This is a genomic window from Streptomyces sp. NPDC056361 (genome assembly GCF_042262805.1).
GTDB lineage: Bacteria > Actinomycetota > Actinomycetes > Streptomycetales > Streptomycetaceae > Streptomyces.
Window position 1 is genome coordinate 1 of record NZ_JBHJQI010000188.1, and the last position, 12,930, is coordinate 12,930.

Annotated in this window: 14 protein-coding genes; 3 read left to right on the forward strand and 11 right to left on the reverse strand. The window is 72.5% G+C overall.

The annotated features are described in order from the left end of the window. Positions 1–63 precede the first annotated feature (63 nt). Both purB and ACFCY7_RS36560 read right to left on the reverse strand, forming a co-directional pair. Positions 64–1,506, reverse strand: coding sequence for an adenylosuccinate lyase (gene purB, locus ACFCY7_RS36555; protein WP_376490385.1), 1,443 nt, complete (start codon positions 1,504–1,506; stop codon positions 64–66). Between the two features lie 97 nt (positions 1,507–1,603). Next, positions 1,604–2,386 (reverse strand): SGNH/GDSL hydrolase family protein, encoded by a 783-nt coding sequence (locus tag ACFCY7_RS36560; protein ID WP_376490386.1) that lies wholly within the window; start codon positions 2,384–2,386, stop codon positions 1,604–1,606. A gap of 64 nt (positions 2,387–2,450) precedes the next feature. On the opposite strand from ACFCY7_RS36560, the gene ACFCY7_RS36565 reads away from it, so the two are divergent. After that, on the forward strand, positions 2,451–3,710 hold the full coding sequence (locus ACFCY7_RS36565; RefSeq protein ID WP_376490387.1) for a maleylpyruvate isomerase N-terminal domain-containing protein: 1,260 nt from the start codon (positions 2,451–2,453) through the stop codon (positions 3,708–3,710). Positions 3,711–3,763: 53 nt separating this feature from the next. Here ACFCY7_RS36565 and ACFCY7_RS36570 read toward each other — a convergent pair whose 3' ends face one another. The 5 genes from ACFCY7_RS36570 to ACFCY7_RS36590 all read right to left on the reverse strand — a co-directional run bounded on the left by ACFCY7_RS36570 (position 3,764) and on the right by ACFCY7_RS36590 (position 8,493). Then, the gene (locus ACFCY7_RS36570; RefSeq protein WP_376490388.1) at positions 3,764–4,783 is read right to left on the reverse strand and encodes a hemolysin family protein; all 1,020 of its coding nucleotides are present in this window, start codon (positions 4,781–4,783) and stop codon (positions 3,764–3,766) included. After that, a complete protein-coding gene (locus ACFCY7_RS36575) occupies positions 4,780–6,132 on the reverse strand; it encodes a hemolysin family protein (RefSeq protein WP_376490389.1) in 1,353 nt (450 codons plus the stop codon). The genes ACFCY7_RS36570 and ACFCY7_RS36575 overlap by 4 nt, the downstream gene beginning before the upstream one ends. A 188-nt stretch (positions 6,133–6,320) precedes the next feature. Next, positions 6,321–6,746, reverse strand: a complete 426-nt coding sequence (locus ACFCY7_RS36580) for a GNAT family N-acetyltransferase (RefSeq protein ID WP_376490390.1) — start codon at positions 6,744–6,746, stop codon at positions 6,321–6,323. 60 nt (positions 6,747–6,806) lie between these two features. Next, the gene (locus ACFCY7_RS36585; RefSeq protein ID WP_376490391.1) at positions 6,807–7,556 is read right to left on the reverse strand and encodes an ABC transporter permease; all 750 of its coding nucleotides are present in this window, start codon (positions 7,554–7,556) and stop codon (positions 6,807–6,809) included. Positions 7,557–7,581: 25 nt separating this feature from the next. After that, positions 7,582–8,493: an ABC transporter ATP-binding protein gene (locus ACFCY7_RS36590; protein ID WP_376490392.1), complete on the reverse strand. Its 912-nt coding sequence runs from the start codon at positions 8,491–8,493 to the stop codon at positions 7,582–7,584. A 108-nt stretch (positions 8,494–8,601) separates the two neighbouring features. On the opposite strand from ACFCY7_RS36590, the gene ACFCY7_RS36595 reads away from it, so the two are divergent. Both ACFCY7_RS36595 and ACFCY7_RS36600 read left to right on the forward strand, forming a co-directional pair. Beyond that, positions 8,602–9,789, forward strand: coding sequence for a sensor histidine kinase (locus tag ACFCY7_RS36595; RefSeq protein ID WP_376490393.1), 1,188 nt, complete (start codon positions 8,602–8,604; stop codon positions 9,787–9,789). 4 nt (positions 9,790–9,793) lie between these two features. Then, on the forward strand, positions 9,794–10,444 hold the full coding sequence (locus ACFCY7_RS36600) for a response regulator (RefSeq protein WP_376490394.1): 651 nt from the start codon (positions 9,794–9,796) through the stop codon (positions 10,442–10,444). A 100-nt stretch (positions 10,445–10,544) separates the two neighbouring features. On the opposite strand, the gene ACFCY7_RS36605 is transcribed toward ACFCY7_RS36600, so the two are convergent. The 4 genes from ACFCY7_RS36605 to bioD all read right to left on the reverse strand — a co-directional run bounded on the left by ACFCY7_RS36605 (position 10,545) and on the right by bioD (position 12,852). Beyond that, the gene (locus ACFCY7_RS36605) at positions 10,545–11,078 is read right to left on the reverse strand and encodes a GNAT family N-acetyltransferase (protein WP_376490395.1); all 534 of its coding nucleotides are present in this window, start codon (positions 11,076–11,078) and stop codon (positions 10,545–10,547) included. Between the two features lie 99 nt (positions 11,079–11,177). Next, positions 11,178–11,864 carry a class I SAM-dependent methyltransferase gene (locus ACFCY7_RS36610; protein ID WP_376490396.1) on the reverse strand — a complete coding sequence of 229 codons (687 nt, stop codon included), beginning with the start codon at positions 11,862–11,864 and terminating at the stop codon, positions 11,178–11,180. A gap of 10 nt (positions 11,865–11,874) precedes the next feature. Then, the gene (locus tag ACFCY7_RS36615) at positions 11,875–12,219 is read right to left on the reverse strand and encodes a VOC family protein (protein ID WP_376490397.1); all 345 of its coding nucleotides are present in this window, start codon (positions 12,217–12,219) and stop codon (positions 11,875–11,877) included. 33 nt (positions 12,220–12,252) lie between these two features. Further along, a complete protein-coding gene (gene bioD / locus ACFCY7_RS36620; protein ID WP_376490398.1) occupies positions 12,253–12,852 on the reverse strand; it encodes an ATP-dependent dethiobiotin synthetase BioD in 600 nt (199 codons plus the stop codon). Positions 12,853–12,930 lie beyond the last annotated feature (78 nt).

The window sequence follows — 12,930 nt, forward strand, 5'->3', positions numbered from 1 at the left end:
CGTCGGGAACGACGTTGTGGCGAGCGGCCTCCAGCTCCTGCGGGGTGAACCGGGGAGTCCGGGTCAGAGGATCGCCCCGGGGGTGTAGGCGGCGGCCTCCGGGTGCTGCTTGAGGATCTCCTCGACGCGGGCGACGACGACCGCGACCTGGTCGGCGGCGGCGCCCGTGAAGGACAGCTTGTCCGCCATCAGCTCGTCCAGCTGCGCCCGGTCCAGCGGGATGCGGTCGTCAGCGGCCAGCTTGTCGAGGAGCTCGTTGCGCTCGGCGCCCTGCTCGCGCATGGCGAGGGCGGAGGCGACGGCGTTCTCCTTGATGGCCTCGTGGGCGACCTCGCGGCCCACCCCGGCGCGCACGGCGCCCATGAGGACCTTGGTGGTCGCCAGGAAGGGCAGGTAGCGGTCGAGCTCGCGGGCGACGACGGCCGGGAAGGCGCCGAACTCGTCGAGCACGGTCAGGAAGGTCTCCAGGAGGCCGTCCAGAGCGAAGAACGCGTCGGGCAGCGCGACCCGGCGGACCACGGAGCAGGACACGTCGCCCTCGTTCCACTGGTCGCCGGCCAGCTCGCCGGTCATCGAGGCGTAGCCGCGCAGGATGACCATGAGGCCGTTCACGCGCTCGCACGAGCGGGTGTTCATCTTGTGCGGCATCGCCGAGGAGCCGACCTGGCCGGGCTTGAAGCCCTCGGTGACCAGCTCGTGGCCGGCCATCAGGCGGATCGTCTTGGCGATCGACGACGGGGCGGCCGCCAGCTGGACCAGCGAGGTCACCACGTCGTAGTCGAGCGAGCGCGGGTAGACCTGGCCGACCGAGGTGAAGGCGTGCGCGAAACCGAGGTGACCGGCGATCCGCTGCTCCAGGTCGGCCAGCTTGCCGGCGTCGCCGCCGAGCAGGTCCAGCATGTCCTGCGCGGTGCCCACCGGGCCCTTGATGCCGCGGAGCGGGTAGCGGCCGAGCAGCTCCTCCAGGCGCCCGTAGGCCACGAGCAGCTCGTCCGCCGCGGTCGCGAAGCGCTTGCCGAGGGTGGTCGCCTGCGCGGCGACGTTGTGCGAGCGGCCGGCCATGACCAGCTCCGCGTACTCCGCGGACAGCTTGCCGAGGCGGGCGAGGACGGCGACCGTACGGTCCCGCATCAGCTCCAGGGAGAGGCGGATCTGGAGCTGCTCGACGTTCTCGGTGAGGTCGCGCGAGGTCATGCCCTTGTGGACGTGCTCGTGGCCGGCGAGGTCGTTGAACTCCTCGATCCGGGCCTTCACGTCGTGCCGGGTGACCTTCTCGCGCTCGGCGATGGAACCGAGGTCGACCTGGTCGAGAACGCGCTCGTAGTCGGCGAGGGCGGCGTCCGGAACCTCGATCCCGAGGTCCTTCTGCGCACGGAGCACGGCGAGCCACAGCTGACGCTCCAGCTTCACCTTCTGCTCGGGGGACCAGAGGACGGCGAGCTCCGCGGAGGCGTAGCGGCCGGCCAGAACGTTGGGGATGCGGGGCTTCGCAGTCACAGCAGTCACGTGGACAGATTCTACTGGCGGTTTCTGCAGGCCAGCGCCACCCTCCGATGTGGAGCTTGCTACGAGACGCACGTCACGGACGGACCCCGCCGTCCGCTCACGGACCGGCCGGGGCCTCGTACGGCAGCAGCTCGGGGCGCTTGGGCGCGCGACCGTCGCCGGAGGAGCGGCCGGTCAGCCGGCGTCCGATCCACGGCCCCAGGTGCTCCTTGGCGAACCGGGCGTCCGCGACCCGGCGGCTCGCCCAGCCGGGCCGCTCGGCCGGTGGCAGCGGGGTCCGCCAGTCCTCCTCGGGCGCCAGGCCGAGGCTCTGCCACACGGCCTCGGCCACCCGCCGGTGCCCGTCGGCGGTCAGGTGCAGCCGGTCCACGTCCCACAGCCTGGGGTCGGCCAGCGACTCGGCCCCGTACAGGTCGACGACCAGCGCGCCGTGCCGGGAGGCGAGTCCGTCGATGTGGGCGTACAACTCCTCCATCCGGGGTCGGAAGCGCTCCATGACCGGCCCGTTGCGGCCCGGGCTGCGCATGAGGACCAACTGCCCGCAGGACGGTGTGAGGTGTTCCACTGCCTCGGTCAGCAGGTCCCTCACGCGGACCATGTCGACCTTGGGGCGCAGGGTGTCGTTGAGCCCCCCGACGAGGGTCACCACATCGGCCTTCATGGCTGCGGCCAGGCCGACTTGCTCCTCGACGATCTGTCCGATCAGCTTCCCGCGGACGGCGAGATTGGCGTAGCGGAAGCCGGGCGCCCGGGCCGCGAGCCGGCCCGCGAGGACGTCGGCCCACCCCCGGTAGGAGCCGTCGGGCTTCAGGTCCGACATACCCTCGGTGAAGCTGTCGCCGATGGCGACGAGACTGTTGTACGTGGCATTGATCTCCATGGCGGAGTGATCATACCGCGCGGTATGCGCGGGATGCCGTGGAGAACCCAGGAGGGGAAACCCGATGAGCGACGCGCTGCTGAGCGCCCTGGCCGACGCCCTGGCCGAGCTGGTGGCCACGGTCGACACCTCGGACGGCGAGGTGCTCGACCCCGACACCGCGGTGTCTTGGCTGGAAGGCACCTCTCACACCCTCTCCGGCCTTTCGCCGGCCGACCGGCACGTCCTCGACGGCCTCGTCCGCCAGGCGGCCCTCCGCCGTCCCGAGGGCCCCCGGCGCGACGCCCTGCTCCGCGTCCCCCGGCACCTCGGCGCCACTGCACCCCACCGGCCCGAGACCGCTTCCCGGGCCGCGACTGCTTCCCTGGCCGCGGCCGCCTCCCGCTCCGGGACTGCTTCCCGGCCCGTGACCGCCTCGCGGACCGCGCCCACCGCAGCGCGACCGACGGCGACGACCGCCGCTTCGTCTGCCGCCGTCCACGCCGTCCCCTCGGCCGCCGTCCACGCCGCCCACGCCGTCCCGTCGGCCGCCGACTTCGCAGGCTTCGCCGTCTCGTCCGGAGCCGCCCATGCCGCCGCCTGCGACGCCGTCGCCGAGCGCGTGCTGCGCTTCGCCGACCTCGTATGGGACGCGGACCCCGCCACTCCGGTGCCCACGTGCCCCGGCTGGACCCTCGCGGATCTGACCCGGCACCTCGGTGCGCTGCACCGCTGGACCGAGCACCTGATACGCACCCGGGCCGCCGTCCGTGTGCGGGCGGGGGACCTCCCGCTCGACCTGCCGGGCGATCCGGCCGCGTACGCAGGCTGGCTGATGGCGGGCGCCAAGGAGGCGCTGGCGGTGCTGCGCGCCGCGGACCCGGACCTTCCGGTCTGGTCGCCGGGGGCGGACCCGCACGCCCGGTACTACTCGCGGTGGCTGCTCTCCGAGGTGATCGTGCACCTCGCGGACGCCGAGCTCGCGCTCGGCGGTGCCGCGGGGCCGATCGACCCGCGCACGGCCGTCGACGCGATGGACCACTTCCTCGGCGACGCCCCGTACATCCCGTGGATCGCGGAGCCGGTCGCCCACCTCGACCGCGATGGCGCCGTCCTCCGGCTCACCGCCCGCGACACCGGCGACGTCCGGACGCTGGCCCTCGGTGGAGGAGGCTTCACCTGGACCCGGGGGAACGGCGGCACGGAACCGACCGGTGGCGTCGAGGCGGACGCGGGTGAGCTGCTGCTGCTCCTGCACCGCAGGTACGGGGCCGACGACCGCCGGTTCACGCACACCGGCGACCGGGACCTCCTCGACGACTGGCTGGCCGCCACCGCGCTCTGACATGGCGAGGGCGCCCGGAGCGGTGCTCCGGACGCCCGTCGGGGCCACGGCCGTCACGGCGCCGTGGGGCGCCCCACCAGCTCGCGCAGCACGTCCTCCATCGCCACGAGGCCGGCCGGCTTGCCGTCCTCGTCGAGGACGGCCGCCAGGTGCGTCCGGCTGCGGCGCATCGCCGTGAGGACGTCGTCCAGGGGCGTGGCCGCCCGGACCCGGGCGATCGGCCGCAGCGCCGACACCGGGAACGGCAGGTCGCGCGGCGACACGTCCAGGGCGTCCTTGACGTGCAGGTAGCCGAGGATCCGGCGCTCCGAGTCGACGACGGGGAAGCGGGAGAAGCCCGTCCGCGCCGACAGCGCCTCCAGCTCCTCGGGGGTCGTGCCGACCTGCGCGTACACGACCTTCTCCGCCGGCATCACGACGTCCCGCACGGGACGCCGACCCAGCTCCAGGGCGTCGTGCAGCCGCTCGGCGGCCCGGTCGTCGAGGAGTCCGGCGTCACCCGCGTCGGTGACCATCCGGGCCAGCTCGTCGTCCGAGAACGTCGCCGAGACCTCGTCCTTGACCTCCACGCGGAGCAGCTTGAGCAGCGCGTTGGCGAAGGCGTTGATCGCGAAGATCACCGGCCGCAGCGCCCGCGCGAGCGTCACCAGGGGCGGCCCGAGCAGCAGCGCGGAGCGCGTCGGCTCGGCGAGCGCGATGTTCTTCGGGACCATCTCGCCCAGCAGCATGTGCAGGTAGGTCGCGACCGACAGGGCGATCACGAACGAGATCGGGTGCACGAGCCCGTGCGGGACGCCGACCGCGTCGAAGACCGGTTCGAGCAGGTGCGCGATGGCCGGCTCGGCGACGATGCCGAGGACCAGGGTGCACAGCGTGATGCCGAGCTGAGCCGCGGCGAGCATCGCGGAGACGTGCTCGAGGCCCCAGATGACGCTGCGCGCCCGCCGGTTCCCCGCCTCGGCCATCGGCTCGATCTGGCTGCGGCGGACCGAGATCAGGGCGAACTCGGCGCCGACGAAGAACGCGTTGACCACCAGCGTCAGCAGGCCGATCAACAACTGGACCACGATCATCGGCGGGCCTCCCCGGTCTCGTCGCCGGTCTCGCCCACGGCGTCGTGCGCGGGGGCGTGCATCAGCACGCGCGCGGCGCGCCGGCCGGAGGCGTCCACGACGTCCAGCCGCCAGCCGGCCAGCTCCACGCTGTCGCCGACGGCCGGGATGCGGCCCAGCTCGGTGGCCAGGACACCCGCGAGCGTCTCGTACGGGCCGTCCGGCACGCGGAGGCCGATCGCGCCCACCTGGTCCGTACGGGCGGCGCCGTCCGCGGACCACAGCTCGCGCCCGTCCGCGTCCTCGCCCGCCCGCGCCAGGTCCGGCGTCTCGTGCGGGTCGTGCTCGTCGCGGACCTCGCCCACGACCTCCTCGACGATGTCCTCCAGGGTGACGACGCCGGCCGTGCCGCCGTACTCGTCGATGACGACGGCCATCGTCTGCTTGCCGGAGAGCCGGTCCAGGAGCCGGTCCACGGTCAGGGTCTCGGGCACGAGCAGCGGCTCGCGCAGCATCTCGCCGATGCGGCGGCGCGGCCGTTCGGCTGCCGGTATGGCGAGCACGTCCTTGATGTGCGCGATGCCCACGACCGAGTCGAGGTTGCCCCGGTAGACCGGGAAGCGGGAGAGGCCGGTGGCGCGGGTCGCGTTCGCCACGTCCTCGGCGGTGGCCTGCACCTCCAGTGCGGTGACCTGCACGCGGGGCGTCATCACGTTCTCGGCGGTCAGCTCGGCCAGGTTGAGCGTGCGGACGAACAGCTCCGCCGTGTCCGCTTCGAGGGCGCCCTCCTTCGCGGAGTGCCGCGCGAGCGCCACCAGTTCCTGCGGGGAGCGCGCGGAGGCCAACTCCTCGGTCGGCTCCATGCCGAGCCGGCGCAGCAGGCGGTTCGCGGTGTTGTTGAGGTGGCTGATCAGCGGCTTGAAGGCGGCGGTGAACACCCGCTGGGGCGTGGCCACCGCCTTGGCGACCGCGAGGGGCGAGGAGATCGCCCAGTTCTTCGGGACCAGCTCGCCGACGACCATCAGGACGACGGTCGACAGGGCCGTACCCAGCACCAGTGCCACGGAGGACGCGACCGAGGGGGAGAGACCGAGCGCCTCGATCGGGCCGCGGATCAGCTTGGCCACCGAGGGCTCGGCGAGCATGCCGACCACGAGGTTGGTGACGGTGATGCCCAGCTGCGCGCCGGAGAGCTGGAAGGTGAGCGACCGTACGGCCTTCAGGGCGCTCGCCGCCCCGCGCTCGCCGCGCTCCGCGGCGGCTTCGAGTTCGCCGCGCTCGACGGTCGTCAACGAGAACTCCGCCGCGACGAACGCACCACACGCCAGAGAGAGGAGGAGCGCAAGGAGGAGCAGAAGCACTTCGGTCATCGGTTCACCTCCGTCCCATGATCAGTCAGGGGGAGAGGGATCGCTCGGTGTCGGCAGTCGAAGCCGGAGCTGTCGGAACCAGTGCTACTGGGAGGCTCGCCCATGGGCGGACGCTCACACCTTTCGGTCGTCGGGATGAGACACCATGGTAAAGGATGGGCAAAGCGCCGTGGTGGCCTGGCCTCCCCTCACCTCCCGAGCGGCTTCACCCAGCGGCGCCAGCGCTCCTCGCGCTCGTACCCGGCTGCCGTCCACAGAAGCCGTCCCGTCTCGTTCGCCTCCAGGACCATCGCGTCCGCGCGCCGTCCGCCGAGCGCGGCGAACCGCTCCTCCGCCGCACGCAGCAGAGCAGTGGAGATGCCCCGCCTCCGATGCGATGGCAGCACGGCGAGCCGGTACAGCGAGGCACGCCAGCCGTCCCACCCCGCGATCACGGACCCCACGATCCGCCCGTCGGCCACGGCGAGGATCAGAGCCTCGGGATCGCGCTCGACCAGCCGCGTCACCCCGTTCACGTCGTCCGAGATCGAGGTCCCCTCGGCCGACTCCTTCCAGAAGGCCAGGACGCCATCGGCATCGGCGGGCACAGCGGCGCGTATCTGCAGATCGACCATGGCCGGATCCCATCACGAGGGGCCGAGGCCCTGCCACGGAGTTCCGCGGGGCGGGACGCTTCAGGCATCCCGGCGCCGCACCTCCAGCCATCCGCCGACCATCGAGACAAGCGCCCACAGGGCCAGGACCCCGATTCCGGTCCAGGGACCGAGGCCGTCGGGCGACTCCATCCGCATGACCGCCTGACCGGCCCGGTCCGGCAGGAACCGGGCGGCGCCCTCGGAGGCCGAGCCGAGCACGAACGGAACGAGCAGCACGAAGGGTATGAGCAGGCTCAGGACGACCGTCGCACTGCGCAGCACCGCCGCCAGCCCGGCGGCCAGCAGGGCCATCAGCGTCAGGTACAGGCCGCACCCGAAGATCGCCCGGTAGGTCCCCTCGTCGCCGAGTTCCAAGGCGTGGCGCCCCATGAACGCCTGCCCCCCGATGAAGGCCGTCAGCCCGGCGGACTGGCCGGCCAGGAAGGCGAGTCCGCCCACCACCGCCATCTTCGACAGGTAGAAGCGCGTGCGGCTCGGCACCGCGGTCAACGACGTGCGCAGGGCGCCGTTGTGGAATTCGGAGGCCATCGCCGTCGCGCCGAAGGCGAAGGCCGCGATCGTGCCGAAGTTGATCCCGTAGAAGGCCGCGAGAAGCGGATCGTCCCCTATACCTCCGGACTCCGCCCCACGGGTCAGGGCCGCCGTCAGCATCTGGATGCCCGCGGTGGCGACACAGACGGCCGCCAGCGCCCCGAGGGCGCCGCGCAGGGACCGTATCTTGATCCATTCCGAGTGCAGGACGGGGACGGTGGGCAGCGGGGTGCTCATGACGAATCCTCCTTGACGGTTCGTGTCAACGGGTGGCGGCGAAGGGGGCGTGCTCGGCGGTCAGATCCAGGTAGGCCTGTTCCAGGGACGCCCGCTCGTCGACCAGTTCCAGCAGCGGGATGCCTTCGCGGGCGGCCATGGTGCCGAGTTCCCCGGCGCGTATGCCGTCCACGGTCCACCGCCCGCCCTCGGCGGTGACCAGGTCGAGGCCGTCCCGGGCGAGGGCCTCCCGCAGCCGGCCCGGGTCGGTCGTGCGCAGTCGCGCCCTCGGGGCGCTGCGGGCATCGATGAAGTCCCGCATCGAGGAGTCGGCCAGCAGCCTGCCCCGCCCCAGGACGACCAGGTGGTCGGCGAGGGCAGCGGTCTCGCTCATCAGATGGCTGGAGACGAGGACCGTGCGTCCCTCGGCGGCCAGTGACCGCATCAGCTCCCGTATCCAGATGATGCCCTCGGGGTCGAGACCGTTGGTCGGCTCGTCCAGGAGCAGCACACCGGGGTCGCCCAGCAGTGCGGCCGCGATGCCGAGGCGCTGGCGCATGCCCAGGGAGAAGGTCTTGATCCTTCGCCGGGCCGCCGAGGCTATCCCCGCCTGTTCCAGGACCTCCTCCACGCGGGTCGGCGGAATGCGGCCGGCGGCCGCGAGGAAGCGGAGGTGGTCCCTCGCCGTGCGCCCGCCGTGCGCCGACTGCGCGTCGAGGAGGGCACCCACCCGGCGGAGCGGGTCGGGGAGTTCGCCGAAGCGGCGGCCCGCGATCGTGGCCGTCCCGGAGGTGATCCGGTCAAGTCCCAGGAGCAGCCGCATCGTGGTGGACTTCCCCGCGCCGTTGGGTCCCAGGAACCCGGTCACCCGGCCGGGCACGACATCGAAGGTGAGTCGGTCCACGGCCCGGGTGCGGCCGAACTGCTTGGTCAGTTCTCGGATCGCGATGCTGTTCATGTCTCAAGGTTCGCCACCGGCCCCACCCTTCGACCTCCCCCGAGCGAGGGTTCCGTCTCCCCCGTGCAGGGGAGTCGCCCCAGGGCTGTGAACTGCCACGATGAGGACATGCAGCAACTGTTCCGTGCAGCTGTCCGACCCGTCACCTACTCACGCTGGGTGCACCTGTGTGTGCCCGTGCTCATGCTGGCCGTGTGGATGTTCATAGAGCGCGACACGCCGTGGATGCCCCTGCTCCTCGTCATACCGCTGGGACTGCTGCCCTGGATGCGGCTGGCCGAGGGGCTCCAGGCGCAGTTCCTCCTCGCGCCGCACGACCGGGACGCCGACGGCGGCCGTTTCAGCACTGTCGCGTCCAGGCACTGGGGCGACCGCTGGCGGACTCTGCTGTGGCTGGAGATACGGCTCCTCCTCTCGGTGGTGACCGTGGGCGCGAGCGTGGTGCTGCCCGTCGCGACGGTTGATTTGATCCGCGTCGGGGTCGATGGCCCGCTCGTCGATGACAGCATCCTGCCCTTCACTCCGCCTTCCTGGGCGGCGTGGCTGCTGGCTCCGGTGCCCCTGTTCCTGCTGATCGGACTCGTGATCCTGCTGGGCAAGGTGGTCACCTCCATCGGCCGGCGCCTGTTGGGCCCTTCGTCGGCGGAACGGCTCACGGCGCTCGAAGCCCGCACCGAGCAGCTCCTGGAGCGCACCCGCATCGCGCGGGAGCTGCACGACTCGATCGGTCACGCCCTGACCGTGGCGGTCGTTCAGGCCGGAGCCGCCCGGGCGGCCGGCGATCCGGAGTTCACCGACCGCGCGTTGAGCGCGATCGAGGAGACGGGCCGGGCGGCACTGGAGGACCTGGAGCGGGTTCTCCTCGTCCTGCGGGATTCGGGACAACGGCCGTCCCAGCGGCCGACGCTGGCCGAGGCCGATCGACTGCTCGCCTCGGCGAGAGCGTCGGGAGCCACCGTCGACGCGGAACTGATGGGCCCACTGGAGCAGTTGACGGGGCCGGTCACTCAAGAGGGGTATCGGATCCTCCAGGAAGCACTCACCAATGTGCTGCGGCACTGCGGACCGGTGCCGGTGCGCGTCAGGATCGGCATGGTGGCCGACCGGCTGGACCTGGAGGTGATCAATCCGCTGCCGGACAAGCCCTCCGTGACGGCCGGCGGCGGCGGGGGGAGTGGCAGTGGGTTGCGAGGAATGCGGGAGCGGGCCGCTTTGCTCGGCGGAGAGGTCGATACGGGACCGCACAGAGGGGACTGGAGGGTGCACGCGAGACTGCCGCTGGAGCGCATACGCTGACCGGATGTCAGTGACCGTGCTGCTCGTCGACGACGAGCCCCTGGTGCGCGCGGGTCTGCGCGCCGTCCTGGAGGCCCAGCCCGACATCGAGGTGGTCGGTGAGGCCGCCGACGGAGCCGCGGTCGTCCCGCTCGTGCGGCAACTGCGCCCCGACGTGGTCGCGATGGACGTCCGGATGCCGTTGCTCGACGGGATCGAGGCCACCAAGGCGGTCCTGCGGACCGTCGACTCGCCGCCGAAGATCCTCGTGGTCACCACCTTCGAGAACGACGAGTACGTCTATCAGGCACTGCGGGCCGGCGCGGACGGATTCCTGCTGAAGCGAGCCCGTCCGGCGGAGATCGTGCACGCGGTGCGGCTGGTGGCGGAGGGCGAGACGCTGCTGTACCCGGCCGCTGTCCGGGCGCTCGCCTCCGAGTACGGGAACCGGCAGGCCCGCAAGGCACTGGAGCGGGCCGCCCTGACACAACGCGAGGAGGACGTCCTGCGCCTGATGGCGAAGGGCATGACCAACGTCGAGATCGCCCGGGAGCTGATCGTCGGAGCGGAGACGGTGAAGACCCACGTGAGCGCGGTCCTGGCCAAGCTGGGTGCGCGGGACCGGACGCAGGCCGTCATCACCGCCTACGAGTCGGGCTTCGTCACCCCCGCCTGAACCCCGGCCCACCCCTCGCAAACGGGCGGACCGGACATCCGCTCCCACATGTGGGTGAGCACAAGGGCCCCTGGCTCACTCCATGACCGGCAAGGGCTTCCTAGGAAGTGCGCGCGATCCGGTACAGCACGTTCGGACGCAGCGGGCCCTCGGGCGCGGTGGGGTCGTCGAAGTCGTCCTCCGGGGACCGGGTCATGCCGATCCGGCGCATCACCGCCTGGGAACGGAGGTTGGTGGCCGTCGTCACGGCGAGGATCTCGGGGAGTCCGAGCGTCTCGAAGCCGTGGGACAGGACGGCCTGCGCGGCCTCGGTGGCGTAGCCGTGGCCCCAGGCCGAGCGGGCGAGCCGCCAGCCGATCTCCACGCCCGTGAACGGCAGGCCGTCGTCCACCTCGTCCAGGCCCGCGAAACCGGCGAACGCGCCGGTGTCCCGTACCTCGACCGCCAGCCACCCGTAGCCGCGCCGGTCGAAGTCGGCCTCGAAGCGGGCCACGGAGGCATCGCTCTGCTCACGGGAGAGGAGGTCGCCCAGGTGCTCACGGACCTCGGGATCGGCGTTCATCGCCGCCCACGGTTCCAGGTCGGAGTCTCGCCATCGGCGCAGGACGAGGCGGTCGGTAAGGAGTTCGGTCATGCCACCCAGCCAACGCGAGCCGGGGCCCCGAGGCAATTCGTTTTCCCGGGGGCGCACGGGCCATGCATGGTGGGCCCGGCCTGGTCGACGAGAAGTCGCCTAGCGCCGTGCCGTGCCGAGGACGCAGGGGGAGGAGGGCAGGCGGGGTCCCTGTTCGGGGAGGTTGAAGGAGCGGTGGGAGAGGAGCGTGAAGCCGGCGGACGTGATCGCGGAGAGGGGGGTGCGGGAGGTGTGGCAGCCGCCGAAGAGAAGGGGCCAGACCGTGCGGTCGAGCGCGCGTTGCAGGCGGGCCAGAGCGGGGGAGTCGGCCGCACCGTGTTCGAAGAAGCGGAGCTCGCCCTCCGGGCGGAGGACGCGGCGCAGCTCGGAGAGGGCCTGGGGGACGTTCCGTACGGTGCACAGGACGAGGGAGGCGACGGCCGCGTCGAAAGAACCGGTCTCGGCCGGCAGGGCCTCGGCCGTTCCCGGGAGCACGGTCACCGGGACGGGAGCCCGGCGCGCGGCCTCCTCGGCGAGGCGCCGCAGATGGGGTTCCGGCTCGAAGGCCACGACCTCGGTGACGGTGGTGGGGTAGTGGGCGAAGTTCAGTCCGTTCCCGGCGCCGATCTCGACGACGCGGCCGGTGAGGCCGGAGAGGAGCTCGGCGCGCAGGGCGCCGAGCCCGCCGTGGGCGTCGGCCGACACGCTCACACGGGCGTAGAAGCGGGCGAACAGGGGGTGGTGGACGTGAGGCCCCGGGGCGGAGGGCCGTCGCGGAGGAGGGGTCGGGGGCGGGGTCGGGGTCACCGTGCGCACCTCATCCGGTCACGAAGCAGAACTCGTTGCCCTCCGGGTCCCGCATGACCTGGAAGGAGCCCTGCTCGTCCGTCACGAGGTCGCCGACCCGGACCGCACCGGAGCGCAGTGCCTCGTCGGCGGCCCGGGACGGGTCGGGGACCTCCAGGTCGAGATGGACCCGGTTCTTCGCCGACTTGCCCTCGGGCACGCGTTGGAAGGCGAGTCGGACGAAGTCCGGCGGGTCGACGTACGACCAGTCGTCGCTCCGGTCGACCGGGTCACCGCCGAGGAGCCCTGACCAGAAGCGGACGAGTGCGGCCGGGCCGGCACAGTCGAAGACGATCTCCTGAACGTGAGCGCGCATGGACCCCAGCCTACGGAGTTCACGGCCGCCGCCTCAGGCTCCGGCCGCCTCCGCGAAGGCCGCCGCGTCCCACGTGCCGCCGAGCGCCGGCGCGAGCCAGTCGGCCGCCGCCGTCCGGAATTCCGCGGGGGTGAGCGACCCCGAGCGCTCCGGTACCGCGCCGAGCAGCGGTGCGCCCGCCGATTCCGGCAGGTCGGCCAGGTTGCAGCGCGCCGCGAGGTCGGGCTCGGCGGGCCAGCTGCCGACCACGACACCGAGCTGCTCGATGCCGCGGGCGCGGAGTGCCTCGCCCGTCAGGGCCGTCGTGTTGAGGGTTCCGAGGCCGGCCGGAACGACCACGAGGACGGGCGCGTCGAGGAGCGCGGCCACGTCGGCGAGCGTCCCGCCCTCCTCGTCGAAGCGGACGAGGAGACCGCCCGCCCCTTCGACGAGCACCAGGTCGTGGTCGGCGGCGAGCTTCCGGGCTGCCTCGGCGACCTCTCCGGGCCCGACCGGGGCGAGCCCGGCCCGCCGCGCGGCCGTGCCGGGGGCCAGCGGCTCCGGGAAACGGCCGAGCTCGGCGGAGGTGACGGCGCCGGAGAGCCGGACGACCTCGTCGGCGTCGCCCCGCTCGTCCGGGCTCGTGGAGGGCAACGGCTACGGCATCGACGCGCTGATCACCCCGGAGACCGCCGAGAAGGTGGCCGGTGGCGACGACGGTCAGCGCGGCGC

What these genes read in the sequence shown, in the direction of transcription:
- ACFCY7_RS36560 (WP_376490386.1), bottom strand. Translation starts at nt 2,386, where the DNA reads ATGGAGATCAATGCCACGTACAACAGTCTCGTCGCCATCGGCGACAGC.
- ACFCY7_RS36565 (WP_376490387.1), top strand. Translation starts at nt 2,451, where the DNA reads ATGAGCGACGCGCTGCTGAGCGCCCTGGCCGACGCCCTGGCCGAGCTG.
- ACFCY7_RS36570 (WP_376490388.1), bottom strand. Translation starts at nt 4,783, where the DNA reads ATGATCGTGGTCCAGTTGTTGATCGGCCTGCTGACGCTGGTGGTCAAC.
- ACFCY7_RS36575 (WP_376490389.1), bottom strand. Translation starts at nt 6,132, where the DNA reads ATGACCGAAGTGCTTCTGCTCCTCCTTGCGCTCCTCCTCTCTCTGGCG.
- ACFCY7_RS36580 (WP_376490390.1), bottom strand. Translation starts at nt 6,746, where the DNA reads ATGGTCGATCTGCAGATACGCGCCGCTGTGCCCGCCGATGCCGATGGC.
- ACFCY7_RS36585 (WP_376490391.1), bottom strand. Translation starts at nt 7,556, where the DNA reads ATGAGCACCCCGCTGCCCACCGTCCCCGTCCTGCACTCGGAATGGATC.
- ACFCY7_RS36590 (WP_376490392.1), bottom strand. Translation starts at nt 8,493, where the DNA reads ATGAACAGCATCGCGATCCGAGAACTGACCAAGCAGTTCGGCCGCACC.
- ACFCY7_RS36595 (WP_376490393.1), top strand. Translation starts at nt 8,602, where the DNA reads ATGCAGCAACTGTTCCGTGCAGCTGTCCGACCCGTCACCTACTCACGC.
- ACFCY7_RS36600 (WP_376490394.1), top strand. Translation starts at nt 9,794, where the DNA reads ATGTCAGTGACCGTGCTGCTCGTCGACGACGAGCCCCTGGTGCGCGCG.
- ACFCY7_RS36605 (WP_376490395.1), bottom strand. Translation starts at nt 11,078, where the DNA reads ATGACCGAACTCCTTACCGACCGCCTCGTCCTGCGCCGATGGCGAGAC.
- ACFCY7_RS36615 (WP_376490397.1), bottom strand. Translation starts at nt 12,219, where the DNA reads ATGCGCGCTCACGTTCAGGAGATCGTCTTCGACTGTGCCGGCCCGGCC.